We start from the raw sequence: 25,295 nt of genomic DNA on the forward strand, positions 1-25,295 counted from the left end.
TGTTACTCCTAGTCTTCCGCCGGACTATCCTGCTGATCTTCTGCACGGGGCAACCCGTAGGCGTCAATAGCCAATCCGACAAGATCGACCTCGGCGGCGGGTGCCTGTGAGAATTCCACTTCTACCACCGCACCAGCTACATCTGCGAATCGCACGCGGCGCACGCTGGGCTGTTTCTTATCTGGTGTGATCAAAACGACATCGTCGCCGTCTACCTGCGCGATGCGCTCCACCCCGTCGGCCAGCCGCACGAGGCGCCCGATGTTGCGCACCCAGTGGCGTTGCTCCAGAAGAGGGAAATCGACGCCAGGCGTCGTCAACTCCAGGGTGTATCCGGCCCCAAAGCTCATCTCCCCCGCCGCCTCGGCGTCATCCAAGTGCTTCGATACCTCGCGGCTCAGTTCTTCCAACTGGTCCAGATCCGGGCGCTCGGCGCGGGGGTCGGCGGTATCCACTGCGATCCGAATGGCGGACTTCGCTCCGGCCTTCGTGATCTTGATGTCCTCGATCACCAGTCCGAACTCTTTTACCAATCCGCGCAGCGAGTCTTCGAGCTGCTCCTTGTTTGGAAATGCCATGACCATGCAGTCTAGCAGCAGCTGGCTTCTAGTAGACTCCTAGTCTTGATGAATATGACCAGCTCTCGCCCTTCCCTCACCCGCCGCCGCTTCCTGGGAGCCAGCACGCTTCTAGGCGCCGGCCTGGCGATCTCCGCCTGCGAGTTCGGCGAGGAGCCACAAGCAAACGAGCAGCTCATCGACCTCGCCACGGCGCTGCGCAGTGCTCAGAAAAATTTTCAGGCCAAGCGGGCGAAGAAGTGGTCCGGATTCCTCGGCATGCAGTACGACCTGGTCACGGAGGAAGCCCTGCGCCAATGCGGCACTGATAGCGAGGGCAACGCGCCCCAGGGCTGCCAAGAAAAAATTTCCGAGACCAAGAACGCACCCAGGAAAGCTGTTTCCCTGGAAAAGGCCTACGATCGCGCCCTCACAAGCGAGCTGGGCGCACAGGCCTCCCTCATCGCCGGGCTATTCGCCGCCTACAAGGCCGCCGGCGACAACGAGCGTCCTAACCACCCCACCGAGGTCAGCACTGAGGTCGTCGAGGGCTTTTCTAACCCGGATGTCGATGTGGCAGCGGAGTTTCGTTCCTTGCTGACGCTAACTTACGGCGCGATCTACGCCTCGGGCGTCGCGCTGGCCAAGAGCCCAGAGGACAAGACCCGTTCGCAGATCCAATCCTTGGCCGATCAGCTGCGCGTGCTACGCGACCTCACGGATGACATCCTGGAAGAGCTGGGCGCGGAGATCCCCGCCCCCGAACCCGGATACACGCAGGGCGAGGCCGATGGGAAGTCGGATGCTGTGGAGTACTTCCACCCCACCGTGCTGCCCATTAGCACCCAGCTTCGCCGTATCACGGAGCTGGCCGTCAACGAGAAGGCAGTCGCCTACGCCGCCGACTGGCTAAAGACCACCGCCTGCGGCGAAGCTGCCCTCGAGCGGCTCCAGGGCAAGGACCCTAAGGACGTGCCTCTCCGCGGAGAGCCCGCTTAGCCTCCGGCAGCGCGTCGGTGTAGTCGACCTCGTAGGTCTCGCCGGTCAGGCGATTGCGCAGTTCCACCTTGCCGTCGGCGAACCCGCGGCCAACAACAACCACCAGAGGCATACCCAGCAGCTCGGAATCCTTGAACTTCACGCCCGGGGAAACCTTCGGACGGTCGTCGAAGAGAACTTCCAGGCCATCGTTGGATAGGGTTTCCACCAGTTCCACGGCGGCCTCGCCTGCGGCGGCGTCCTTGTTGGCGATCACCACGTGCACGTCGAAGGGCGCGACGGACGCCGGCCAGCGCAGTCCGGAATCGTCTAGCATCTGCTCGGCGATCACACCCACCAGGCGGGACACGCCCACGCCGTAGGAGCCCATCGTCGGCACGGAACGCTTACCGGATTCGTCCAGAATCTTCACGTCGAAGGCCTCGGTGTACTTGCGACCCAGCTGGAAGATGTGGCCAATCTCGATGCCACGAGCCAGCGTCAGGGTGCCCTTGCCGTCCGGGGACGGGTCGCCCTCGAGCACCTCGGCGGCCTCCACGAAGCCGTCCGGGGTGAAGTCGCGCCCTGCGACCAGGCCCACGACGTGGCGGTTCTTAGCGTCCGCACCGGCGATCCAAGAGGTTCCCTCCACCACACGCGGGTCGGCCAGCAGGCGAACACCGTTTGCAGCCAGCCCCTTCGGCCCCACGTACCCCTTGACCAGGAAGGGGTGCTTCTTGAAGTCCGCCTCTTCGGCCAGCTCCACCTGCGCGGGCTCCATGGCCGCCTCGAGGCGCTTCATGTCTACCTCGCGGTTGCCCGGCACCAGCACGCCGGCCAGGGACTCGCCGCGTGGCTTGCCCTCTTCGTCCAGCGTCGGGTCGTTGACCTTGATCACGATGCACTTCAGCGTGTCCGCAGCCTCCACGGCACGGCCGTCGATGGTGATGCCTTCGTCGTTGGCCCAGTCCACCAACGCCTCGATGGTCTCGCTGTCCGGGGTCTCGTACTCCTTGGCCTCCGGCTGGCCCTCGATCGGCTGAGCCGGCGGGACCTGCGTCACTACCGCCTCGACGTTCGCGGCGTAGTCGCTCTCGGTGGAGCGCACGAAGGTGTCCTCGCCGGTGTCGGCCACAGCCAGGAACTCCTCGGATGCCGAGCCGCCCATAGCGCCAGAGGTCGCAGAGCAGATCGCGTACTTGATGCCCAGGCGGTCGAAGATGTTCTGGTAGGCCTTGCGGTGCAGCTGGTAGGACTCCTCCAGCCCCTCATCGTCCATGTTGAAGGAGTAGGAATCCTTCATGATGAACTCGCGGCCGCGCAGGATGCCGGCGCGCGGGCGTTCCTCGTCGCGGTACTTCGTCTGCACCTGGTACAGGATCACGGGGAAGTCCTTGTAGGAGTTGTACTCGGACTTCACGACCGAGGTGAACATCTCCTCGTGCGTCGGCCCCAGCAGGTAGTCCGCGTTCTTGCGATCCTTCAGGCGGAACAGCGCATCACCGTACTCGACCCAGCGGCCGGTCGTCTCGTAGGGCTCACGCGGCAGCAGCGCGGGGAAGGAAATCTCCTGCGCGCCGATGGCGTTCATCTCCTCGCGTACGACCTCTTCGACGTTGCGAAGCACCCGCAGGCCGAGCGGCAGCCACGAGTACACGCCGGGGGCAACGCGGCGGATGTATCCCGCGCGTACCAGCAGCTTGTGGCTGGGCACCTCTGCGTCTGCGGGGTCGTCACGCAGGGTGCGCAAGAATAGTTGTGACATCCGAGTAATCATGAGTCATGACTTTACCTTTTCACCCTTTGACTTGTGTCGTTCGGTAGGGGTTTTAGCTAGTCTGTGGGAATGCTGATCGTGCTTCCCCCGTCCGAAACCAAGGCTCCCGGTGGCTCGCTGCCCGCCGGGGAGCCGTTACACTTCCCGGAACTCGACCCCATCCGCGAGAAGCTCACCCGCGATCTGGTCGCTCTGTGCACCGAAGATCCGGAGGCCGCCATGCAGGTCCTGGGCCTTTCCGAGAAACTGCGCGGCGAGGTCGAGGCCAATCAGGTGCTGCGCACCGCCCCGACGATGCCGGCCCTGCGCCGTTACACGGGCGTGCTCTACGATGCGCTCGATGTGTCTTCTCTTTCTGACGCCACCACGCCCCACCTAGCCATCGGCTCAGCACTGTATGGCCTGGTCATGGGCGGGGATCCGATCCCCCACTACCGGCTTTCGGGTAGTACTAAGCTCACCCCCGGCACCACCATGAAGAAGCGCTGGGGTTCTGCTATCACCGAGGCGCTGCAGCGCGCTGAGCAAGAACACGGCCTGGTGGTGGACTTACGTTCCGGGGCCTACCAGCAGCTTGGCAAGCTGAAGACTGCGGTGACTGTGCGGGTGGAATCCGTGCAACCCGATGGCAGCCGCAAGGTCGTCAGCCACTTCAACAAGCACTACAAGGGCCTGCTCGCTCGCGCGCTGGCTCAGGATCCCAGCGGCACCACCGCCACGGAGGTTGCCGACATCGCCCGCGCCGCCGGCTTCACCGTGGAGCAAGACTCCACGGAGCTCACCCTCGTCGTCTAGAGGCCCGCGACCTCACCGATCACGTACACCGCCGGCGAGCCGACCTCGTTGGCTTCGAAAGTTTCGGCCAGCGTACCCAGTGTGCAGCGGAACCCACGCTGCTGGTCGGTGGTGCCCTCCTGGATCACAGCGGCCGGCGTATCTGCGGCCAATCCCCCGGCCTGCAACTCCGCGGCAATCGCGGCCACGTTCCGCACGCCCATGATCACGCACAGCGTGGCTCCAGAGGCCGCCAGCGCACGCCAGTCCACCAGGCTGCTCGGGTTTTCCGGCGCCACGTGGCCGGAGACGACGGTGAAGGCATGCACCACTCCCCGCTGGGTCACGGGCACGCCGATGGCCGCGGGCACGCTCACGGCACTGGTCACGCCGGGGATTACCTCGCAAGCCACGCCCGCCGCAGCGCACGCCTGCACCTCCTCGAAGCCACGCCCGAACACGAACGGGTCCCCGCCCTTAAGCCGGGCGACGGTCTTGCCCGCCCGTGCGTGCTCCACCAGCAGCTCGTTGGTCTTTTCCTGGCTGACCTGCCTGGAGTACGGCAGTTTCGCCACGTCGATGACCTCCTTGGCCTCCACGTCGCACAGCTTGTCCAGCTCGCTGGTGGGGCCCAGGTGATCGGTCAGGATCACGTCGGCTGCCTGCAGCGCGCGCATCCCGCGCACTGTAATCAGGTCCCATGCCCCAGGCCCGCCGCCGATCAGCACCACTTTCCCTGTGTCACTCATGGCAATTCAGCCTACCCCTACAATGGGCAACACCATGAATACGTTTGCCGAGCAATTCCCGGAACTCGCCCTCCCCTGCACCGGGGAGGTATTCCCCGACCCGCAGATCCTCGTGCTCAACGAGCCCCTCGCCGCCGAGCTGGGCCTGGATCCGCAGTGGCTCCGCAGCCCCGAGGGCATGGCCTTCCTCACCGGCCAGAACGGCGGCCATGCACTCGGCTACGCCGGCCACCAGTTCGGGCAGTTCAACCCGCGCATGGGCGATGGCCGCGCCCTCCTACTGTCTGAGCACACGGATCCCCAGGGCAAAGTCTGGGACATCCACGCCAAGGGCACCGGCCGCACCCCCTTCTCCCGCGGAGGCGACGGCCACTATCCCCTCGATGCCGCCCTCAAGGAGTATGCCTTCGCCGAGTCCCTCCACGCCCTGGGCGTCCCTACCGCCCGCTCGCTGGCTGTCCTCTCCACCGGCCACACCGTGCGGCGCAACCGCCTCCACCCGGGCGCGGTCGGGGTGCGCGTCGCCAGCTCCCACATCCGCATCGGCACCTTCCAATACGCCGCGCTCATGGGCCCGCAGGTCACCGAACGCCTCGTCGACTACATCCTCGCTCGCCACTTCCCCCAAGGCACGTCGCCGCTCGATCTTTTTGACGCCACCGTTTCCCGCCAAGCCGAACTCGTCGCCAGCTGGATGCGCTTCGGCTTTATCCACGGGGTGATGAACACCGACAACATCGCAATTTCCGGGGAGACCATCGACTTCGGCCCGTGCGCGTTCATGGATTACTTCGCCACCGACACGGTGTACAGCTCGATCGATACCCGTGGCCGCTACGCATACGCCCAGCAGCCCGCCGTCATGATGTGGAACCTCGCGCGCCTGGCTGAGGCGCTCGTGCCGCTGGTAGATGAGGGCGGCAAAAATCTTACAGAGCGCTTGCAGCGCTTCCAGCCGCAGTACGCCGCGGCGTGGGACGAGCAGATGGCGGCCGCTCTCGGAGCCCCGGACTGCGCCGAACAGTTGCTTGACCTGCTGCAGGTAGCGGCTCCCGACTACGGTGCTCTCCTGGCCAACCTGAACCCGGGCGAGATCCCCCAGGGTCTAGAGAACACTCCGGGTGCCGCCGAGTGGACCGAACATTGGACGGCCCAGGACCCCCACCCGCGCAATCCCATCTACCTGCCCCGCAACCACGGCATGCAGGCCGCGCTAGAGCAGGCCGAGGCGGGTGACCTCAGCCGCTACCTACTGGCGCTCGAGGCGCTACGTAGCCCCTTCGAATGGAACGACAAATACGAAAAACTCGGCCTCCATGCGGCGGTGCCGCGCGAGGAAGCCGAGTTCACGACCTACTGCGGTACTTAGACCAGCTTTAGGGCCTTCTGGGAACGATCCCACTGCTCGTTGAACAGGTTGGCATCCTTAGCCAGGCGAGTGCCGTAGGAAGGAATCATTTCCTTCAGCTTCGGAGCCCAGTCGGCGATGCGGTTGCCGAAGCAGCGCTCCAGAACCTCGAGCATTGCGGACGGTGCAATGGACGCACCCGGGGAAGCACCCATCAGGCCGGCGATGGTGCCGTCGTTGGAGTTAATCAGCGCGGTGCCGAACTCCAGGGAGCCGAACTTCGGCGCGCCGATCGGCTTGATAACCTGCACGCGCTGGCCGGCGGTGACCAGCTCCCAATCCTCGGCACGTGCCTCCGGCATGTACTCGCGCAGAGATTCCACGCGGGCTGCCTGGTCCTTCAGTACCTCCTCGATCAGGTACTTGGTCAGGCCCATCTCCTGCACGCCCACGCCCAGGTAGGACGGGAGGTTGCCCACGCGCAGGGACTTAAACAGATCCAGGTAGCTGCCCTTCTTCAGGAACTTCGGAGTCCAGCCGGCGTACGGACCGAACAGCAGGCCCTTCTTGCCGTCGATCACACGGGTGTCCAGGTGCGGAACGGACATCGGCGGAGCGCCAACGGAAGCCTTACCGTAGACCTTGGCCTGGTGCTGCTCCACCAGCTCCGGGTTGGTGCAGCGCAGCCACTGGCCGGAAACCGGGAAACCGCCGTAGCCCTTGATCTCCGGGATGCCGGACTTCTGCAGCAGCGGCAGAGCCATGCCGCCGGCACCGACGAAGACGAAGTTCGCGGTGATAACGGAGGTGTCACCGGTGTGCAGGTTCTTGGTGGTGATCTTCCACTTGGAACCGTCGCGGTTGATGTTCTTGACCTCGTTGCCGTAGCGAACCTCGACACCCTGAGCGGTGACGGCGTCCAGGTACTGGCGGGTCAGCGCACCGTAGTTGATGTCGGTGCCCTCGTCGAACCAAGAGATCGCAACCGGGTTGTTGAAGTCACGGCCACGGGCCATCAGCGGCAGGAACTCGGCGAACTTCTCGTCGGAGTCGCTGTACTGCATGTTCGGGAACAGCGGGTGGTCCTTCAGCGCCTCGTAGCGGGCCTTCAGGTAGTCCACCTGGTCCATACCCTGTGCGAAGGAGACGTGCGGAACCTTGTTGATGAACTCGGACGGGTCGCCCAGCACATTCTGCTCGACCAGGTAGCTCCAGAACTGGCGGGAGACCTGGAACTTCTCGTTCACACCGACGGCCTTGGAGATGTCGATCTTGCCGTTGACCTCGGGGGTGTAGTTCAGCTCGCACAGCGCGGAGTGGCCGGTACCAGCGTTGTTCCACGGGTCGGAGGATTCCGCACCAGGGGTGTCCAGACGCTCGATGATCACCTGGCTCCAGTCCGGCTGCAGCTGCTTCAGCATGACGGACAGGGTGGTGGAGATTACACCAGCGCCAATTAGTGCAACGTCCACAGAATCTTTATGTGCCACTATCTATTCATTCCTTCAAAGGCGAAAAAGTCAGACCGTTATTGTGTCATATTTACTCTACGCCTATAGGCCAATGTTTCAATGTTCTTTGCCTGTTCGTGGCGCTAGCATGAGTACATGCCTAATAGCCCCGCACTCCCTACCTCCGCCGCCGATCTCAAGTTTTTGCCCGATGAGCTGGGCGAAGGCTTCGGCCAATGCTTCCTCGAGCTGGGCGACGACCCGGATGGCGAGTCCCCCATTCGTTGCACCCTGGTGCGTTACTGTCCGGATACGCCCGACGATTCCTTTTTCTCTCGCCCCGCCATGCTTTTTGTCCATGGAATGACGGACTATTTCTTTCAGGACCATGTAGCCCGCCATTTTCACGACTCCGGCTTTGCCGTCTACGGCCTGGATCTGCGCAAGTGCGGTCGCTCCTGGCGCGAGGGGCAAACCTGGCATCACGTCAGCGATCAGTCCCTCTACGACGTCGATCTCTCCACCGCCACGTCCCTCCTCGCCGCCGCCCACGCCGCGGTCGTTCCTGTTGGGCACTCGACCGGCGGGTTGGACGTCACGATGTGGGCTCATCGCCTTTTTGACGCCGGTTCCCCCCTCCACAGTTCCATCGCCGCCATCGTTTTGAATTCGCCGTGGTTTGGCCTGCAGTTCAACCCGGCCGTTCGCTTCGTTATCAACAGCGTGCTGCCGGTCGTCCACAAGCTGCGGCCCAACATGCTGCTACCCGGCGGGATCAACCCAACCTACGGCCGGTCCCTGCACGTCACCGAGGCCGGCGAGTGGAATTACAACCTGCGCCTCAAGCCCCTGGAGCCCCGCCCGAAGTATCTGCAGTGGCTCCTGGGCGTGGCCCGGGAGATCCGCCGCCTCCACTCCGGTAAGGGTGACACGGGCGTGCCCACGCTACTGTTGACCAGCCACACCCATCACTTCTCCAAGAAGCTGTCCCACGAGTCCTACAACGCCGACCTCATCCTCATGCCGAGCCAGATGTGGCAGCAGGCCTCCAACGCTTCTTCCCTGTCCACCACCATCGTGATCGAAGGCGCGCTGCACGACGTGTTCCTCTCCCGCCCCAAAGTTCGTGCTAAGGCTTTCGCCGCCACCGACGAGTGGCTTAGCGACGTCTTCAATGAAAGGAAGGTTCACCGTGCCTGATTTCGACCTCATCATTGTCGGCACCGGCTCCGGCAACTCCCTGCCCAGCCCCGCCAACGAGCACCAGAAGATCGCCATCGTGGAGAAGGGCACTTTCGGTGGCACCTGCATCAACGTGGGCTGCATCCCGACCAAGATGTTCGTCCACACCGCCGACGTTGCCCGCAGTTTCTCCGAAGCCTCCCGCCTGAGCCTCACTGGCGAGCTCCAGCACGTCGACTGGAAGGACATCCAGCGCCGCGTCTTCGCCGACCGTATCGATCCCATCAGTCAAAGCGGCGCTGCCTACCGCGCGGGAGACGAAACCCCGAACATCACCCTCTTCGAAGGCACCGCCCGCTTCGTTGGCCCCCGCACGCTGCAGATCGACGACGGCCCCACCATCACCGGCGCCAACATCGTGCTCGCCACCGGCGGCCGCCCGCGCATTCACCCCGCCCTCGCCGACGTGCGCTACCGCACCAACGAGGACATCATGCGCCTGGATGAACTGCCGAAGTCCCTCATCGTCGTCGGCGGTGGCATCGTCGCCGTGGAGTTCGCCGCCATGTTCTCTGGCCTCGGCACGCAGGTTACGCTCATCAATCGCTCGGAGAAGCTGTTGCGGAAGTTGGACGCCGACATCTCCGAAGCCTTCACCACTCAGGCCAAGCAGCAGTGGACGAACCACTTGGGGCGCACCATCACCGCCGCCGAGGAAGCCGACAATGGCCAGATCACCCTCACCCTTGATGACGGAACTACCGTCACCGGCGAGGAGGTCCTCGTTGCGATGGGGCGCGTCAACAATTCGGACACGTTGGACTGCGAAGCGGGTGGCGTCAAAACCCGAGAAGACGGCCTAATCGAGGTCGACGAATACGGCCGCACCAGCGCCGACGGCGTGTGGGCGCTGGGTGATGCGTGCAACGACTTCGAGCTCAAGCACGTCGCCAACGCCGAGGCGCGAGTGGTGGCGCACAACCTGGCTCACCCCGATGGCCTGCGAAAGTTCAACCACGACGTGGTCCCCAGCGGAGTGTTCACGCACCCGCAGATCGGCGTGGTGGGCATGACCGAGCAGGAGGCGCGCGAGACCGGCCGCCCCCTCACCGTCAAGATCCAGAAGTACGGCGACGTGGCCTACGGTTGGGCGATGGAAGACACCACCGGGTTCTGCAAGGTCATCGCCGACCGCAGCACCGGCGAGATCCTCGGCGCGCACATCATCGGGCCGGAGGCTAGCTCTTTGATCCAGTGCTTCGTCACCGCCATGACTTTCGGAATTAATGCCCGCGATTTCGCCGAAAAACAGTATTGGCCCCACCCCGCTCTGACAGAATTGGTCGAGAACGCCCTACTTGGGTTAGATTTCGAAAACTAACAAAGGAGCTTTCTCGCCATGTTTGCAGTAGTCACCGGAGCAGCCTCAGGTATCGGCCGGGAGGTGGCACTGCAACTGGCCGAACGTGGCTATGCAGTGGCCGTCAGCGACCGCGACGCGGAAGGCCTGGCCGCTACTGCCAAAGACATCACCTCCCGCGGAGGTACCGTCGCCGACCAACGCACCGTGGACGTAACCGACGTGGAAGCAGTGAAAGCCTGGGCAGACGACGTGGTCGCTACCCACGGCGCCCCGGACCAGGTACACCACGTGGCCGGCATCGCCATCTGGGGTGACGTGCGCCAGATGCCCCACGAAAAGTGGCAGCGCGTGATCGATGTGAACCTGATGGGTTCCGTGCACATGGTGGAGGCCTTCGCGCCCAAGATGATGGAGGACCAGCCTGTGCGCCGGCGCCGCCGCGACCGCCGGAAGCTGGTGTTCGTCTCGTCCGCCGCGGGCATCATCGGCCTGCCGTGGCACGCGGCCTATTCCGCCTCCAAGGGTGGCGTGCTGGGCATGTGCGAGGTGCTGCGCTTCGACCTGGCACCCTTCGGCGTGGACGTGCACGCCGTCGCCCCGGGAGCGGTGGACACTCCCCTGGTTCGCACCATCGACATCCACGGCGTGGATCGCTCCAAGAAGCGCATCCAGAAGGCAACTTCGCTGTTCCAGGGCCACGCCGTAAGCCCCGCCAAGGCGGCTCAAAAAATTTTGAAGGGCGTGGATAAGGGCAAGTACCTCATCAACACCAGCGGGGACATCCCTGTTGCCCGGTGGGCGCAAGTCAACGCCCCGTGGGCCTACAAGGGCGTGATGAAGGCGCTTAACGCTGGGTTCCGATGGGCGTCAAAGTAAAAAGGGCAACGAGATAGAGCCGAGTAGCACCAGAACGACAAAGATGCCGAACACCTTGCCCTGCCAGTGGGCATAGTTGAAGTCCATGCCGACCCCGAAGCGCCTGTCGACCAGCACGGCCGGATCCTCCGGGTTGTAGTAGAACATGCCCCACTTGTAGTGCTCGTCGTTGTCCGTGCTCGGGCTCGTGGTGTTGTTCTGCTTCCTCGCCAACGCCACAACCATCGCGAGGCTAGACCCTAGCACCAGCACCAGCGAACCGACCATGACTGGAGCTACCCAGTTCGTGTGCAGTACGGTCACGACCTGCAGGCTGGCGAACATGATGGCCAGCGTAAGGTTCATCACGGCTAGCCACATCGCCGTGTAACCATGCGAGGGCTTCCAACGCAGTATCGCCGCAGCTATCAGCACGAAAGACAGCACCAATACCGCACCAAATATCGTCGGTAGGAATACCGACCCCACAGACTTGTCACTCCAGCTGTCCGGCTCGAAGCGAGTACCAAAGTGGGTCGCGAAGCGCTCCGGAATGTCCTCCCACCGCGCGGCCACGTACCCGGCCGCCAGGCTAAGCAGCGCCAGCGCCGCCCAAATGAGCGCCCACGTGCGGTTTGCTGTTCTCATCGGTGTTCCTCAAAATTTTTCTGGTGCCAGGTGTTCGATTAATTCTACTTCTGTGCAAGGGGGTTGTCCGAAGCGGTTTATATACTGCACGCACAAGCCGGGAAAAATTTTTTGGCTACACCACAAAACCACCTCCGAACAGGCAATAAGGGGAAAGACCATGTTCGAGCATTCCACCACCACACCCTGCTGGCGCATCACCGACCCGAACGATCCACTAAGCGCAGCCGCGTGCGAAGTTAACCGCGGGCACGTGAACCTCGCCGTGGCCTGCACGCCCGAGATGAACGATTGCGTCATCGACGTATCCACCCGCCTGGCCGTGCGCCTGGGGCTAACGGAGTACCGCGCGCTCACGCTAGTCGAGATCGGCCACATGTTCCGCCGCTTCCCTAGCATCCTCGAGCTGGCCCGCACCGGCGCTTACTCGCTTGACCTGCCCCGATGGATGGCCGAATGCCTCAGCCCCGTCAAAGAAGACGTCCCCGAAATCTTCGAGGAAAAAATTTTTAAGGCCATCTCCCCGACCGTCCCGAACCAGGCCATGCTGGCCAGAGCAACCATCCGCAGCCGGATTGAGCAAGTGATTCGCAAGCACGATCCACAAGCGCTGCCGGAGGAGCCGAAGGATGCGGATACGGGTTCTTCCGCACGCCTCGACATCGACGATCGGCCCGATACCACCACTGTTTTCTTCTTGACGCTACCTAAGCTCGAGGGGCTCGAGATGCTCAAAGCGGTCAACAGTGTGGCCAAGAGCAATTCCTGCTCCCGCGCCGAGGCGCTGATGCAGCTCGTGCGCAGGCAGACCACGGCGGAGGTAACGCTGAACCTGTACCGCAGTGTGGACGAACCGGACTCGCAGATCTGGGCTGCAGGGGGCTGGCTCAGCTCGCTGGCCACGCCGGAGTGGATGAAACGGGTGACGCACGTCCAGATCCCGGGAGCCGCGAGCAACGAGGGCTACTCCCCTACACCCCTGGTGCGCGCTGGCGTGGAAGGCCGCGACGGGACGTGCCGCTTCCCTGGCTGCTCGGTGCCCGCGCACAAGTGCCAGTTGGATCACGTGCAGCGCTACGACCATGAAAATCCGCAGGCAGGAGGGCCTACGGCCACGTCAAATCTCCACTGCCTTTGCGCCAAGCACCACAATGCGAAGACGACTGGCTCCTGGGACGTCACCATCCACCCGAACGGCAACGAGACCTGGACCAGCCACGGCGACGGGCACACCGTCATGACGGCACCCAACGGGCCGCTGGGGCGGGAAACCTTCGCCCAGCGCGCGGCGAATCGCAGGAGGGTTGCCTAACGCGGCTCGTCTACTGGGACTCCCATGACGTCCAACGCTGTGGCCAGGCCGTCGTAGTTGGTGACCAACATGACGAACGCGACCTGCTCGCGTTCGCTCAGCAGATCCCGCAGCCGCTGAGCCATGTCGGCGGAAAGCCCACGGTCGCGGACGAGCTGCTCGGCGGCGTCCAGCAAGGTGCCGTGGCGACCGGTGCGGCCGTGGTCGGGCTGGAATAGGGCGTCAATATCCTTGACCCCAACCTTTGCCGCGAGGGCACGGTGCTGGTCGGCTTCGTAGGCGCTGCCGCGCAGATAGGCGACGCGCAGGATGATCATTTCGGTTTCGACGCGCGAGAGGTAGCCGAAGGGCATCATCGAGCCGCCGTAAAGCAGCCAAAAGAAGAACAGGCGCGGGGCGCGCCCGATGGTGGCGAACACTCCGAGGTTCTTCTTTTTGGTCACGCGGGCGCCCACGCGCGTGGCGAAGGCGCCGAACGGGCCGAGGCGGCGCAGGTGTTCAGAACGTTGAGCGGGGCCGGGGCCCAGCGGTGTAGTTTTGTCTCCCATACTTTTGGGAGGTTAGTCGGTCGAGCTAGTCCTCGCTGGGAATTGTCAGAACCTCGTAGCCGTCTTCGGTAACGACCAGGGTGTGCTCGAACTGCGCGGTCCACTGGCGGTCCTTGGTTTGGACGGTCCAGTCGTCATCCCAGACCTCGTAGTCGAGGCCGCCGAGGTTGATCATCGGCTCGATGGTCAGGGTCATACCCGGTTCCAGCAGGTCGGTGTACATGGTCGGACGGTCGTAGTGCAGCACAACTAGGCCATTGTGGAAGGTCGGACCAACGCCGTGGCCGGTGAAGTCCTCCACCACGTTGTAGCCGAAGCGCTTGGCGTAGCTTTCGATCACGCGGCCGATGACGTTGATCTGCCGACCGGGCTTCACGGCCTTGATGCCGCGCCACATCGCCTTCTCGGTGCGCTCGACCAGCAGGCGGTGCTCCTCGGAGACGTCGCCAGCCAGGAAGGTCGCGTTGGTGTCGCCGTGCACGCCGTTCTTGTAGGCGGTGATGTCGATGTTGACGATGTCGCCGTCCTGAATCACGGTGCTGTCGGGGATGCCGTGGCAGATGATCTCGTTGAGGCTTACGCAGCTGGACTTCGGGAAGTGCCGGTAGCCAAGCGTGGAGGGGTAAGCGCCGTGGTCGCACATGTACTCGTGCGCCACGCGGTCGACCTCATCGGTAGTCACGCCGGGGGCGACGGCGGCGCCGGCGGCCTGCAGGGCATCGGCGGCGATGCGGCTGGCTTCGCGCATCTTCTCGATGGTCTCGGGAGTCTGCACCCACGGCTCGCCCACGTTCTCCTGCACACTGTCCTTCCAGGCGTACTCCGGCCTTTCGATGTGGGCCGGGACGGAGCGGATGGGCGTGGGGTTACCGGGGGTCAATGGTGCTCGAGTCATGGCTCCCTATCTTACTCTTGACGCCCTTCCGCCTCCGCGTCTGGGCCATCCAGGTTCTTGAAGAAGTCGGCGGTCACGGAAGTAGCGTGCTCGGAGCCGCCGCCAAGGACAATGAGGGTGGCAAAGGCCAGGTCGCCGCGGTATCCGGCGAGCCAGCTGTGGGACCCCTCGTTGATCTCGGCTTCACCGGTCTTGGCATAGACCTCGCCGGCGCCGGCCACTCCGGAGCCAGAGCCGTTGGTGACCACGGCGCGCATCATGCGGCGAAGTTCTTGGATGGCCTTCGGGTCCAGCTTCTTCTTGGCGTCCTTCTTGGCCTCGTCGTTCTTGGCTTCGGTGTTGTGGTTCTCGCCGGCGATGAGGTACGGGGTGGGCGCCTTGCCGGCTGCCACGGCGGAAGCGACCAGAGCCATGCCGAAGGGGCTGGCGAGGTCGAGGCCCTGGCCATAGCCGGCCTCGGTGCGGTCGAGCATCGTCTCGCCCTCGGGTACGGCGCCGGTGATGGTCTCCAGCCCCTCGATGTCATAGTCGGCGCCCAGGCCGAACTGTGCGGAGATGTCCTTCAGTTCGCCCGGCTTCAGCTTGGTGGAGATGTCCGCGAAGGTGGTGTTGCACGACTTGGCGAAGGCATTCTCCAACGGGGTGTTGCCCAGCGAGAAGCCGTTGTAATTGGTGACGATGCGCCCGCCGATGTCCTGCGTGCCGGGGCAGCCGACGATTGAATCCGGGCTAAGCCCCTGCTTCTGCAGGCCGGCATATGCGGTGAGCATCTTGAACGTCGAGCCCGGCGGATACTGGCCCATCAGGGCAACGTTGCCGTCCTCGTCGGCCTTCTCAGACTGGGCGACCGCCAGCACTTCGCCGGTCGAGGGGCGCATGACCACCATCATCGTCTTGGCGTCGGCTCGGGTATCCACAGCCTTCTGGGCGGCCTCCTGGACCTTGCGGGACAGGGATACGCGCACACTTGGGGAAGACTTCGGATCCTCGCCGCCAACCTTGGCCACCTCGTTGCCCTCGCTGGTGGCGGCGACGACCTTCCAGCCAGCCTCGCCCTGCAGGTCCTTCTCCACGACTCCCCTGACGCGCGCCATGATGTCGGGGGCGAAGGAGGGGTCGGGGCGCACAAGGGCGGGTTCCTCATTCAGGCGTACGCCTTCGACGTTGCCGAGGGCGCCCTGCAGGCGCTTGCCCTGGGCCTGGTTGACGGTCAGTACGGAGTACTCCCCGTCCACATCGGTGGCCTCCTTGGCCTTCTCCACCGGGTCGATGCGGGGCACGGACTTATCGCCGCCCCGTAGCGCATCCAGCTCGCCGGCGATGCGCCGCATGGTCCCCTGGACGCTGGAAACCTTGTTCGGATCGACGAGGACGCGATACTGGGTACCTGGCTCCAGCAGCACCGCGCCATCGGAGCCCACCACGTTGGCGACGGTGGCGGGAACGCTGCGCAGCTCCAGGTGCTGGTTGGCGCCCAGCTCCGGGTGTAGCACGGCGGGCTGCCAGCGCACGGACCAGTCATCCCCGGTGCGGGTGAGGTTCATCGACGAGTCATAGGAAAACTCGCGGTCGCCCGGCAGGTCCCAGCGCATCGAATACTGCGCGGTGGCCTGATTGTCCTGAGTATTGACGTTCTTCAGTTCCGTATGCAGGCCCTCGGCCTGCAGAGACTGCCACGCCTTCTCGATGGCCTGGGTTGCCTTGTCAGGGTTATCGGTCTCCCCTCCGGCCTGCGAGGCTTCACCCGGGTTGGAAAGGGCGGCGAGGAAGGCCTGGGCGGCGTCATCAGCAACATCGGGTTTCGGCGTACAAGCCGCAGCGCCCAGCACCAGGCCAGCCGTCGTGACGGCCGCGGTGATGCTCCGGCGAGGGGTCCAAGAGGTGGTGCGCATAGGCACAGAGAGTAACAGGATTAATCGATGATTCCGCGTTCCCTCGCCACGGCGACGGCAGCTGTTCTGTTTTTCACATTCAGCTTGGAGAAAACGTGTGCCATGTGGGACTTCACGGTCGCCTCGGTGAGGATGAGGTCCTTCGCGATTGCCCGGTTGGACTTGCCTTGGCTGGCGAGCACAAGGACCTCCTGCTCGCGATTGGTCAGCGACTCGAAGGGATTGGCCAGCCGGCCGCGGAGCTTGCCCATGATGTTCTTGTTCATCACCGTCTGCCCGCGGGCGGCCTGGCGGATGCCCTCGGCCAACTCGTCGGGGGCGCAGTCCTTAAGCAGGTAGCCCACCGCGCCGGCGGAGATGGCGCCGAGGACGTCGCTGTCGGTGGAATAGTTCGTCAGGATCAGCACCTGCGGGGCGGGCTTGCGCTTGCGGATCGCGCGGGTGGCGCGCACTCCCCCGGATTCGACCCCCTCGTTGCCGGGGCCTTCCCCGAAGCGCAGATCCATGAGCACCACGTCGGGCTGCTCCTCGGCACAGATGGCGACGGCGCGGTCGGGGTCGCCCACGGAGGCCACGATCTCCACGTCCCCCGTTCCGCGCAGCATCGCCTCGATCCCGGCGCGAACCACGGGGTGATCGTCGCAGATCAGGACACGTAGCTGGTCTAGCACTTCTAACTCCTAACGAATCGGCACCTGGATGGATACACCACAGCCGGCGCCCGGCGAGCTTTCCACGTGCATGGTCGCGCCGATTAGGTTGGCGCGGCGCCGCACGCCCGCCAGGCCGACCGGCGAAAGGCTCATCTTGTCTGCGGCGATCTTGCTCACTAACTCTTCATCCATGCCCCGACCGTTATCCACGACGTCGAGGCTGAGAAGGTCGCTCTGGTAGGTCAAGGTGACCCGGGCGCGCGTGGCTTCCGAGTGCTTCACCACGTTGGAGACAAGGGACTGCGCGATGCGGGTGAGCTCCTGCTCCACCTTTTCGTCCAGGTCATAGGGCTCGCCCTCGACCTCGAAGCTCAAGGCCTCGCCCAGTGGGGTGCCGGAACTCACGCGCGCCAGGGCTATTGGCAGGTCGCCGCCGACCAACGGGCCGGGCTGCAGGGCGGCGATAATGCGCCGGGTTTCGGCCAGATTGTCCTCGGCGGTGGTGCGGGCAAGGCGCAGGTCCTCCAGAACCTCCGGGTCCTCCACCCGCTTTTCTACGGCCTGCAGGATCATGTGGATGGAGCTTAGCCCTTGCGCGATGGTGTCGTGGATCTCCCCGGCCAGGCGCGTGCGCTCACCCATCTCGCCTGCGTGGCGGCTGGCTGCCTCGCGAGCACTAGCTTCGTCGCGCAGCTCCTTAAAGCCCACGCCGACGACGGTGGCGACCACGGCGGCGACGGTGGGGCCCAGTGCCTCTCCACCCTGATAGACCGACAGGATGGTCACCACCGCGTTACACACGATCGCCGGCCACAGGGGCAACACGCCGACGCACAGGAAGAACAGCGCGAATGCCATGAAAACGGCGCTCGGAGCGACCAGCAACAGGCACGCCCAGGTGGCGATGACCAACGTCAGCCACAACCAGGTGGGGCGCAGCCACAGGCCCATGACGTAGATGAAGCACAGGGCCACCGCGTTCCAGGACCAGCCGTCCCTGATGACGGTCACGGCCATCAGCAGGGCCATCAGCAGGTGGAGCCCCAGACCCAGGTAAGCCCAGGCGCGGTTCAGCGCAACGACTTTGTTCGACTTGGCTTTGTGCATCATGATCGCTCCCAAGTCTAGTGGCCGAAAGGTGCTGCCCGCCTCCACCAAAAGTATGAGGCAAAGACTACTCCTTAGCCCGATGTGTTCCTTCTATAACGCGCGAAGAATAAGAACCATGCTAAGTAATAAGTCGTTAACCCCGGTCCGGGGATTCATGTTTCAAGGGATCCGCGAGCTGCGCGTATCCCGTGGCAAGACGGCGCTCATCATCACCACCGTCCTGCTCATCACCGCAATGGTCACGCTCCTGAGCTCCCTGTCGGCAGGCCTGAGCTACCAGTCCGCCTCCGCCTTGGAGCACAAGGTCGGAAGCGATCGCCAACTCGTGCTGAACGATACCGGCGGCACTGTGAACTTGAGTACTGGTTCTCTTACTGACGCCCAAGTCAGCGAGGTCAAGAGCCGTGGCGGAGAGGTCGTCACGATGGCCCGCTCGAAGGATGAGGAGGGTCAGGCCTTCATCGCAATGTCCGACAACGGCCAGAAGCCCAGCGAGGACCTCTACCTCGAGCACCAGCCCATCCACTGGATGAGCACCGGCGAGGTGGAGAACCTGCCCGGAGCCTCCACCTTCGGCGTGGTTGCCGAGGAAGCCAAACCGATAGACGGCGCAGTCATGCTGAAGGGCAAGAACGCCCTGGATGCCAGTGCCTCCTACAAGGGCGAGCAGTCCTCCCTGAACCTCATGATCGTCCTCCTCTACGTAATCTCCGCTCTGGTGCTGGGAGCGTTCTTCACCGTGTGGACGATGCAGCGCCTGCGCGGCGTGGCCATCACCGTGGCACTCGGCGGCACGCGCTCGAGCATCTTGAGCGACGCGGTCGGGCAGGCTCTGGTCGTGCTCTTCGTTGGCATTGCCGCGGGCACACTGCTCACCGTCGGCGTCGGCGGATTCATGGAAGGCATCCCCATGGAGGTCGCCGCCAACACCACCCTCGTCCCGGCCGCCATCCTGTTGGCCGCAGGCCTGCTCGGCGCCGGCCTGTCCATCATCCCCGTAATGAAGGTCGATCCGCGAAAGGCAATGAACTCATGATTTTCCCAGCACTCGAAGTAAAGAACATTTCCCTCGAGATCACCGACGGAACCACCAAGCGCAACCTGCTGACGGACGTCAGCTTCAACGTGGACCCCGGCGAGGTCGTCGGCATCACCGGCCCCTCCGGTTCCGGTAAGTCCACCCTGCTGTCCATCATCGGCTGCCTGGAAACCGCCACCTCCGGCTCCGCCACCCTGCACGGCGCGGACACCCTGGAGCTCGGCACCGTCTCCGGCCGCCAGGCCGCGGAGATTCGCCGCCGCCACCTGGGCATCGTGTTCCAGCAGCCGAACCTGCTGCCGGCACTGACGGCCAAGGAGCAGCTCATGGTGATGAGCCGCCTGGATAAGCCATTCGGCATCAGCGGCAAGGCGTGGCGTCAACAAGAAGAGAAGGCCGAGCGCCTGCTCAAGGAAGTGGGGCTGGAAGGGCGAGAAAATGCGAAGGTCTCCGAGCTCTCTGGCGGCCAGCAGGCGCGCGTGAACCTGGCGCGCGCCCTGATGAACGACCCGGCGCTGCTGCTGGTGGACGAGCCGACCGCGGCGCTGGATACCGCCAACGCGCAGCGAGTAACCGAGCTGATCGTGGACCTGGCGCGCGAGCGCAATACGCCGGTGCTGTACGTCTCCCACGACCAGGAGCAGCTGGCCACACTGGACCGCCGCATCGAGCTAGTCGACGGCAAGGCCAGCGAGGTAGAGATGGCGACTACTTAGTCACCCGCACCTCGGCCTTCTGGCCCTCGACGGCCTCGAGCCCCTCCTCCTCGGCGATGCGCATAGCTTCCTCGATGAGGGTTTCCACAATCTGATCTTCCGGCACGGTCTTGATAACCTCGCCCTTGACGAAAATCTGGCCCTTACCGTTGCCGGAGGCCACGCCCAGGTCGGCATCGCGCGCCTCGCCTGGGCCATTCACCACACAACCCATGACGGCCACGCGCAGCGGGAACTCCATGCCCTCCAGGCCCGCGGTGACCTCGTCGGCCAGCTTGTACACATCCACCTGCGCGCGACCGCAGGAGGGGCAAGACACGATCTCGAGCTTGCGCGGGCGCAGGTTCAGCGACTGCAGGATCTGGTCGCCGACCTTGATCTCCTCCACCGGATCGGCGGACAGGGACACACGGATCGTGTCGCCGATGCCCTCGGCCAGCAGGGCTCCGAAAGCCACGGAGGACTTGATGGTGCCCTGGAAGGCCGGGCCGGCCTCCGTGACACCCAAGTGCAGCGGGTAATCCGACTGGGCGGCGAGCTGGCGGTAGGCCTCCACCATCACGACCGGGTCATTGTGCTTCACAGAGATGGCGATGTCGCCGTAGCCGTGCTCCTCGAACAGGCTGGCCTCCCACAGCGCGGATTCAACCAGCGCCTCGGGCGTGGCCTTCCCATACTTCTCCATGATGCGCTTATCCAGTGAACCGGCATTGACGCCAATACGGATCGGAATGCCCGCATCCCCGGCGGCCTTCGCAACTTCCTTGACTCGGCCGTCGAACTCCTTGATGTTGCCGGGGTTCACGCGCACCGCCGCGCAGCCGGCGTCGATGGCGCTGAAGATGTACTTCGGCTGGAAGTGAATGTCCGCGATCACCGGGATCGGGGACTTCGCGGCGATCGCGGGCAGGGCTTCGGCATCCACCGTCTTCGGGCAGGCCACGCGCACGATGTCGCAGCCGGAGGCGGTCAGCTGGGCGATCTGCTGCAGAGTCGCATTAACATCGTGCGTCTTCGTGGTGGTCATCGACTGCACCGAAATCGGGTGGTCACTACCGACCCCTACCCCGCCGACCATCAGTTGGCGGGTCTTGCGCCGCGGAGCCAGCACCGGAGGCGGACCGTCGGGGATACCCAGGGAAATACCAGACATGTACGAAGACAACCTTTCAGTCGTGAATGCCGTTCAAACTCCCACCAATTCTACGCGCCGTTCGGCGGGCGCAGAGGTGGGCGTCAACTAACTAGAAAATACGGATCGGGTTAACCACATCGGCGACGATCACGATGATGCCGAACACCAGCAGCACCGCCGTGGCCGCGTACGTGAGCGGCATTAGCTTCGTGTAGTCGGCGGGGCCGCCGGGCTGCTTGCCGCGCAGGCGGCGGAAGAAATCGCGGATCTTTTCGTAGATCACCACGGCGATGTGCCCGCCGTCCAGCGGTGGCAGCGGCACCAGGTTGAAGGCGGCCAGGAAGAGGTTCAGGCTAGCCAAGGTCATGAGGAAGCTCATCCACTGCTGGTACTGCACCAGCTCGCCGCCGACGCGGGAGGCGCCGACCACGCTCATCGGGGAATCGTCCTCGCGGTTGCCGCCGAAGATGGACTCGACCACGCCCGGCACGCGCTGCGGCAGGGCGATCAGGCCGTGGAAGGTGTCGTTGACCATGCCGCCGGTGAAGGACAGCGTGCCGCCCACCGCGCTGGCGGGGTTGTACTGGTTGATCACGAGATCCGGGCGCTTGGCGCGGATGCCGACGGCGCCGGAGGTCATGGTGTTGCCGGCGGTGTTTAGGCGCTCGACCAGTTCGATCTGCAGGTCGAGGTTCTTGTGCTGCCCGTTGCGGTCGACGACCGCGGGGACCGTGATGCGGTCGCCGACCTGCTTGCCGTCGTCGGCGGCGCGCTCGGCTTCGGCGGCGATGGCCTTGGTGAACTCCCGGAAGTCTTCTGTCTCTTCGCCGTTGACGGAGAGGAATGTATCGCCGGTCTGGACGCCAGATTCCGCCGCGGGACCGTCGCCCGAACACTTGGCGAGCGTGCCATCCGAGTTCTGCTTCGCCGGGGCGCACTGGGTGGATTCGACGGTGGGAGTAAAGACCACGTTGCGGTCCGGCAGTCCCCAGGCCAGCGCCACCCCGTAGAGAATGCCGAGAGCCAGCAGAATATTCATGATGATGCCGCCGAGCATGACGAAGATGCGCCGGTGCGCCGGCTTGTCGTACATGGCGTACGGGCGCTCCTCGTCGGTCATCTCGTCCAGCTTCGTCATGCCGGCGATGTCGCAAAAGCCACCGAGGGGCACTCCCTTCAGCCCGTACTCGGTGTGGCCCTTGCGGAAGCTAAAGATCGTCGGGCCGAAGCCAATGAAGTAGCGCCGCACACGCATGCCGGACATGCGGGCGGCAATCAGGTGCCCTGCCTCGTGCAGGGCGATGGATAGGGCGATGCCTAGGGCGAAGAGAAGGATCCCTAGTCCGAAAGCCACGTGGCCATCCTTTCGTGCGCCTTGGCTCGGGCTTCGCGCTCTGCCGCCAGCACATCTTCCAAATCGTTGGGTTCGGCGGACAGGTGCTGGCAGGTCTCCATGGTTGCCGCAACCGTGTCCACAATGCGGGGGAAGCTCAGACGGCCGTTGAGGAACTCGACGGCCGCTTCCTCGTTCGCAGCATTATAAACCGCGGGCATCGTCCCGCCGGCAGTGACCGCCTGGCGTGCCAGGATTACGGCCGGGAAGACCTCGTCGTCCAAGGGCTCGAAGTGCCAGTCGGTTGCCTGGGAAAAGTCCAGCTTGGGCTGAGCATCCGCGATGCGGTCGGGCCACCCGAGAGCCAGGGAGATCGGCAGCTTCATCGACGGCGGGGAGGCCTGGGCGATCGTCGCCCCGTCGATGAAGGTGACCATGGAGTGGACGATCGACTGCGGGTGGACCGTCACGTCGATCTTCTCGGCGGGGATGCCGAATAGCAGGCTGGCTTCGATCAGCTCGAGTCCCTTGTTGACCATCGTCGCGGAGTTCAGGGTATTCATCTGCCCCATCGACCAGGTCGGGTGGTTTGCGGCCTGCAGCGGGGTGACGTCCTCCAGCTGGGCGCGCGTGTAGCCGCGGAAGGGGCCGCCCGAGGCGGTGAGCACCAGCGAGTCGACCTCGTCCACCCGCCCGGAGCGCAGGCATTGCGCCATCGCGGAGTGCTCGGAATCCACGGGGATCAGCTGCCCTTCGTCCGCCGCCTTCAGCACCAGCTGGCCGCCTGCGACGAGGGATTCCTTGTTCGCCAGCGCCAACTTCGCCTTTGTGCCCAGGGTCGCCAGCGTCGCGTCGAGCCCCAGGGAACCGACCAGGGCGTTCAGGATGACGTCGCCCTCCCCCAGCTCCGGACCGATGGCCTCGACCAGCTCGCGGGCGGAATCCTTGCCCCGGATGCAGTGGGCGCCGAACTCCCCGTCCAGCCACTCCGCCGTGTGTTCGGAGGCCACCGCCACGCGCGCAAGATCCAGTCCAAAGTCGCGGACCTGCTGCGCCAGCACCTCCGGCTTAGAGCCGTGCGCGGAAATGCCGACCAGCTCGAAGCGCTCCGGGTTATCCGCCATCACCTCCAGCGCTTGGGTGCCGATGGATCCGGTGCTGCCTAAGACTACTACTCGCGTTTTCACGCGGTCTATTCTATTTCTTTTCTTGGTGACGCCCCGTCTCCCCACCTAAATTGGGTGTTTTCCAGCCCATGCCTGGGCGCGGATAGGGACATTCTCGCCCCGATGTGTCAAAATAGCGGGGATAGAAATTTTTTTGACTTTCAGGAGGAAACGGTGGCGCACCACTCTAAGGAAGCTGAAGTTTACAACGGCGTATCCACTGCGGACGTTCCGTCTGCGGCTTGGGGCTGGAGCGAGCTTCCGCGTCGCGGAATCATTACTGCCGGTGTCATCGGCGGCCTGTTCTTGCTGGGCATGCTTTTCGGCAACCACAAGGGCAACGTTGAGAACATCTGGCTGATCGTGTTGGCAGTCGTGGTCTTCCTCGGCGTTGGCCTGTGGGTGGCCCGCCCGACCTTCAAGCAGCGTACGACCGTTACCGCTCACAACAAGCCGGAAGGTCACGTGGAGCCGGTCTGGTCCGCTGACCAGCTGAACCTGACGGGTGCTTACGCCGACCTGAGCGACGATGAGCTGCGTAGCCAGAACATCGACCCGGCTACGCTGAACCGCTAGCTCTGACCAGCTAGTTTTTAGCCCCAAAAAATTTTTTAACTGCGCAGGCTGTTTGAAAGCCTGCGCAGTTTTTATTTCTCTTCTGCTGCCAGCTGGCCACAGGCCGCGGCGATCTCCTGGCCCTTCGTGTCTCGCACGGTGCAGGGCACGCCCTGGGCTTCCACACGGCGGACGAACTCGTCCTGCCGGTCCTTCGGGGAGGCATCCCACTTGGAGCCTGGCGTGGGGTTCAGCGGAATCAGGTTGACGTGCACCTTCGTGCCCAGCGCCCCGCGTAGCTTCTTCCCCAGCAGGTCCGCGCGCCACGGCTGGTCGTTCATGTCGCGAATCAGGGCGTACTCAATGGAAACGCGGCGGCCGGAGGTATCCGCGTAATAGCGCGCGGCATCCAGCACCTCCTCCACCGACCAGCGGTTGTTCACGGGAACGAGCTCGTCGCGCAGCTCATCGTCCGGAGTGTGCAGGGAAACCGCCAGGCGAACCTTCATCTCCTCGTCCGCCAGCTTGCGGATCGCCGGGGCCAGGCCGACCGTCGACACGGTGATGTTGCGCTGGGAAATGCCGAAGCCATCCGGCGCGGGCGCGGAAACCTTGCGGATGGTCTCCACCACGCGCTTGTAGTTGGCCAGCGGCTCCCCCATTCCCATGAACACGATGTTGGACAGGCGACCGCCCTCCTCCTGCATCGTGCTGGCCGCCGCGCGGGCTTGCTCCACCATCTCGCCGACGGAGAGGTTACGGTCCAGGCCGCCCTGGCCGGTCGCGCAGAACGGGCAGGCCATGCCGCAGCCAGCCTGGGAGGAAATGCACAGCGTGGCGCGCCCCGGGTAGCGCATCAGCACGCTCTCCAGCATCGTGCCATCGTGCAGTCGCCACAGCGTCTTGCGCGTCTCCCCATCGTCGGCCTCCATGTTGCGCATGGGGTGCATCAGCTCGGGGAATAGAGCATCCTTTACCGACGCGCGCTTGGACTCGGGCAGGTCGGTCATCTCCATCGGGTCGCCCTGCAAACGGCCGTAGTATTGACGCCGAATCTGATCCGCCCGGAACTTCGGCAGACCGAGCTCCTGCACACGCTCCTTGAGTGTCTCCTCATCGAGATCCGCCATGTGTACCGGCGGCATTCCCCTTTTGGGTGCTGCGAACTGAAGTTTTACTGGTGTAGCCATGATGCGCCCATTATTGCACGTAACGGGGGTAACCCTCACATTGCAAAAATCTGAACCCAGCCACGTTAT

At 64.1% G+C, this 25,295-nt stretch carries 24 protein-coding genes; 10 read left to right on the top strand and 14 right to left on the bottom strand.

The genetic code is table 11. From position 1 onward, the window contains the following. Window positions 1–8: 8 nt before the first annotated feature. Window positions 9–584, bottom strand: coding sequence for a ribosome maturation factor RimP (rimP, locus tag HMPREF3166_RS03305; protein ID WP_035006012.1), 576 nt, complete (start codon window positions 582–584; stop codon window positions 9–11). A 48-nt stretch (window positions 585–632) separates the two neighbouring features. On the opposite strand from rimP, the gene HMPREF3166_RS03310 reads away from it, so the two are divergent. After that, window positions 633–1,556 (top strand): twin-arginine translocation signal domain-containing protein, encoded by a 924-nt coding sequence (locus HMPREF3166_RS03310; RefSeq protein ID WP_246816914.1) that lies wholly within the window; start codon window positions 633–635, stop codon window positions 1,554–1,556. Here the strand turns inward: HMPREF3166_RS03310 and HMPREF3166_RS03315 are convergent. Next, on the bottom strand, window positions 1,522–3,312 hold the full coding sequence (locus HMPREF3166_RS03315; RefSeq protein ID WP_049050468.1) for a proline--tRNA ligase: 1,791 nt from the start codon (window positions 3,310–3,312) through the stop codon (window positions 1,522–1,524). The genes HMPREF3166_RS03310 and HMPREF3166_RS03315 overlap by 35 nt on opposite strands. A 69-nt stretch (window positions 3,313–3,381) precedes the next feature. Here HMPREF3166_RS03315 and yaaA point away from each other — a divergent pair, with 69 nt between their 5' ends. Continuing rightward, complete coding sequence (gene yaaA / locus HMPREF3166_RS03320; protein WP_049050467.1) at window positions 3,382–4,107, top strand: peroxide stress protein YaaA; 726 nt, start codon at window positions 3,382–3,384, stop codon at window positions 4,105–4,107. Here yaaA and cobA read toward each other — a convergent pair. Then, window positions 4,104–4,835, bottom strand: coding sequence for a uroporphyrinogen-III C-methyltransferase (cobA, locus tag HMPREF3166_RS03325; protein WP_083293800.1), 732 nt, complete (start codon window positions 4,833–4,835; stop codon window positions 4,104–4,106). The two genes, yaaA and cobA, sit on opposite strands and share 4 nt — an antisense overlap. Here cobA and HMPREF3166_RS03330 point away from each other — a divergent pair. Beyond that, a complete protein-coding gene (locus HMPREF3166_RS03330) occupies window positions 4,834–6,204 on the top strand; it encodes a protein adenylyltransferase SelO family protein (protein WP_070487647.1) in 1,371 nt (456 codons plus the stop codon). The two genes, cobA and HMPREF3166_RS03330, sit on opposite strands and share 2 nt — an antisense overlap. On the opposite strand, the gene mqo is transcribed toward HMPREF3166_RS03330, so the two are convergent. After that, on the bottom strand, window positions 6,201–7,673 hold the full coding sequence (mqo, locus tag HMPREF3166_RS03335) for a malate dehydrogenase (quinone) (RefSeq protein WP_080971965.1): 1,473 nt from the start codon (window positions 7,671–7,673) through the stop codon (window positions 6,201–6,203). The genes HMPREF3166_RS03330 and mqo overlap by 4 nt on opposite strands. 117 nt (window positions 7,674–7,790) lie before the next feature. Here mqo and HMPREF3166_RS03340 point away from each other — a divergent pair, with 117 nt between their 5' ends. The 3 genes from HMPREF3166_RS03340 to HMPREF3166_RS03350 are packed head-to-tail and all read left to right on the top strand — an operon-like array spanning window position 7,791 to window position 11,055. Beyond that, window positions 7,791–8,834, top strand: coding sequence for an alpha/beta hydrolase (locus HMPREF3166_RS03340; RefSeq protein WP_070487648.1), 1,044 nt, complete (start codon window positions 7,791–7,793; stop codon window positions 8,832–8,834). Further along, window positions 8,809–10,197: a mycothione reductase gene (mtr, locus tag HMPREF3166_RS03345; RefSeq protein WP_070487650.1), complete on the top strand. Its 1,389-nt coding sequence runs from the start codon at window positions 8,809–8,811 to the stop codon at window positions 10,195–10,197. Before HMPREF3166_RS03340 ends, mtr begins: the two co-directional genes overlap by 26 nt. Before the next feature lie 18 nt (window positions 10,198–10,215). After that, a complete protein-coding gene (locus tag HMPREF3166_RS03350; protein WP_070487652.1) occupies window positions 10,216–11,055 on the top strand; it encodes an SDR family oxidoreductase in 840 nt (279 codons plus the stop codon). Here HMPREF3166_RS03350 and HMPREF3166_RS03355 read toward each other — a convergent pair. Beyond that, window positions 11,047–11,682, bottom strand: a complete 636-nt coding sequence (locus HMPREF3166_RS03355) for a DUF5808 domain-containing protein (RefSeq protein WP_070487654.1) — start codon at window positions 11,680–11,682, stop codon at window positions 11,047–11,049. The two genes, HMPREF3166_RS03350 and HMPREF3166_RS03355, sit on opposite strands and share 9 nt — an antisense overlap. 160 nt (window positions 11,683–11,842) lie before the next feature. On the opposite strand from HMPREF3166_RS03355, the gene HMPREF3166_RS03360 reads away from it, so the two are divergent. Then, window positions 11,843–12,994 (top strand): HNH endonuclease signature motif containing protein, encoded by a 1,152-nt coding sequence (locus HMPREF3166_RS03360; RefSeq protein WP_070487656.1) that lies wholly within the window; start codon window positions 11,843–11,845, stop codon window positions 12,992–12,994. Here HMPREF3166_RS03360 and HMPREF3166_RS03365 read toward each other — a convergent pair. From HMPREF3166_RS03365 to HMPREF3166_RS03385, 5 genes are read right to left on the bottom strand one after another with little or no spacing between them, the layout of a single operon-like run. Next, window positions 12,991–13,542: a carboxymuconolactone decarboxylase family protein gene (locus HMPREF3166_RS03365; protein ID WP_035006035.1), complete on the bottom strand. Its 552-nt coding sequence runs from the start codon at window positions 13,540–13,542 to the stop codon at window positions 12,991–12,993. The two genes, HMPREF3166_RS03360 and HMPREF3166_RS03365, sit on opposite strands and share 4 nt — an antisense overlap. Before the next feature lie 25 nt (window positions 13,543–13,567). Beyond that, complete coding sequence (map, locus tag HMPREF3166_RS03370) at window positions 13,568–14,437, bottom strand: type I methionyl aminopeptidase (protein ID WP_035006037.1); 870 nt, start codon at window positions 14,435–14,437, stop codon at window positions 13,568–13,570. A gap of 11 nt (window positions 14,438–14,448) precedes the next feature. Further along, window positions 14,449–16,329: a penicillin-binding transpeptidase domain-containing protein gene (locus HMPREF3166_RS03375; RefSeq protein WP_035006040.1), complete on the bottom strand. Its 1,881-nt coding sequence runs from the start codon at window positions 16,327–16,329 to the stop codon at window positions 14,449–14,451. Window positions 16,330–16,349: 20 nt separating this feature from the next. Beyond that, on the bottom strand, window positions 16,350–17,000 hold the full coding sequence (locus tag HMPREF3166_RS03380) for a response regulator (RefSeq protein WP_070487658.1): 651 nt from the start codon (window positions 16,998–17,000) through the stop codon (window positions 16,350–16,352). A gap of 9 nt (window positions 17,001–17,009) precedes the next feature. Beyond that, window positions 17,010–18,092 (bottom strand): sensor histidine kinase, encoded by a 1,083-nt coding sequence (locus HMPREF3166_RS03385; protein ID WP_083293807.1) that lies wholly within the window; start codon window positions 18,090–18,092, stop codon window positions 17,010–17,012. A 154-nt stretch (window positions 18,093–18,246) separates the two neighbouring features. Between HMPREF3166_RS03385 and HMPREF3166_RS03390 the strand changes: the two genes are divergently transcribed. Next, window positions 18,247–19,128, top strand: a complete 882-nt coding sequence (locus tag HMPREF3166_RS03390) for an FtsX-like permease family protein (RefSeq protein WP_049050456.1) — start codon at window positions 18,247–18,249, stop codon at window positions 19,126–19,128. After that, window positions 19,125–19,847: an ABC transporter ATP-binding protein gene (locus HMPREF3166_RS03395; protein WP_049050455.1), complete on the top strand. Its 723-nt coding sequence runs from the start codon at window positions 19,125–19,127 to the stop codon at window positions 19,845–19,847. The genes HMPREF3166_RS03390 and HMPREF3166_RS03395 overlap by 4 nt, the downstream gene beginning before the upstream one ends. Here HMPREF3166_RS03395 and ispG read toward each other — a convergent pair. From ispG to dxr, 3 genes are all read right to left on the bottom strand, one after another. Next, on the bottom strand, window positions 19,840–21,000 hold the full coding sequence (ispG, locus tag HMPREF3166_RS03400) for a flavodoxin-dependent (E)-4-hydroxy-3-methylbut-2-enyl-diphosphate synthase (RefSeq protein WP_011273699.1): 1,161 nt from the start codon (window positions 20,998–21,000) through the stop codon (window positions 19,840–19,842). The genes HMPREF3166_RS03395 and ispG overlap by 8 nt on opposite strands. Window positions 21,001–21,091: 91 nt before the next feature. Beyond that, window positions 21,092–22,336 carry a M50 family metallopeptidase gene (locus tag HMPREF3166_RS03405; RefSeq protein ID WP_070487660.1) on the bottom strand — a complete coding sequence of 415 codons (1,245 nt, stop codon included), beginning with the start codon at window positions 22,334–22,336 and terminating at the stop codon, window positions 21,092–21,094. Further along, on the bottom strand, window positions 22,321–23,511 hold the full coding sequence (gene dxr / locus HMPREF3166_RS03410) for a 1-deoxy-D-xylulose-5-phosphate reductoisomerase (protein WP_035006095.1): 1,191 nt from the start codon (window positions 23,509–23,511) through the stop codon (window positions 22,321–22,323). The genes HMPREF3166_RS03405 and dxr overlap by 16 nt, the downstream gene beginning before the upstream one ends. Before the next feature lie 144 nt (window positions 23,512–23,655). Here dxr and HMPREF3166_RS03415 point away from each other — a divergent pair, with 144 nt between their 5' ends. Then, window positions 23,656–24,057, top strand: a complete 402-nt coding sequence (locus HMPREF3166_RS03415; RefSeq protein ID WP_070487663.1) for a DUF2631 domain-containing protein — start codon at window positions 23,656–23,658, stop codon at window positions 24,055–24,057. Window positions 24,058–24,128: 71 nt separating this feature from the next. Here HMPREF3166_RS03415 and rlmN read toward each other — a convergent pair whose 3' ends face one another. After that, entirely contained in the window at window positions 24,129–25,226 is a 1,098-nt protein-coding gene (gene rlmN / locus HMPREF3166_RS03420) for a dual-specificity RNA methyltransferase RlmN (RefSeq protein WP_035006049.1), read from the bottom strand. Window positions 25,227–25,295: the final 69 nt, after the last annotated feature.

It is taken from the genome of Corynebacterium sp. HMSC08A12 (assembly GCF_001807485.1).
GTDB lineage: Bacteria > Actinomycetota > Actinomycetes > Mycobacteriales > Mycobacteriaceae > Corynebacterium > Corynebacterium evansiae.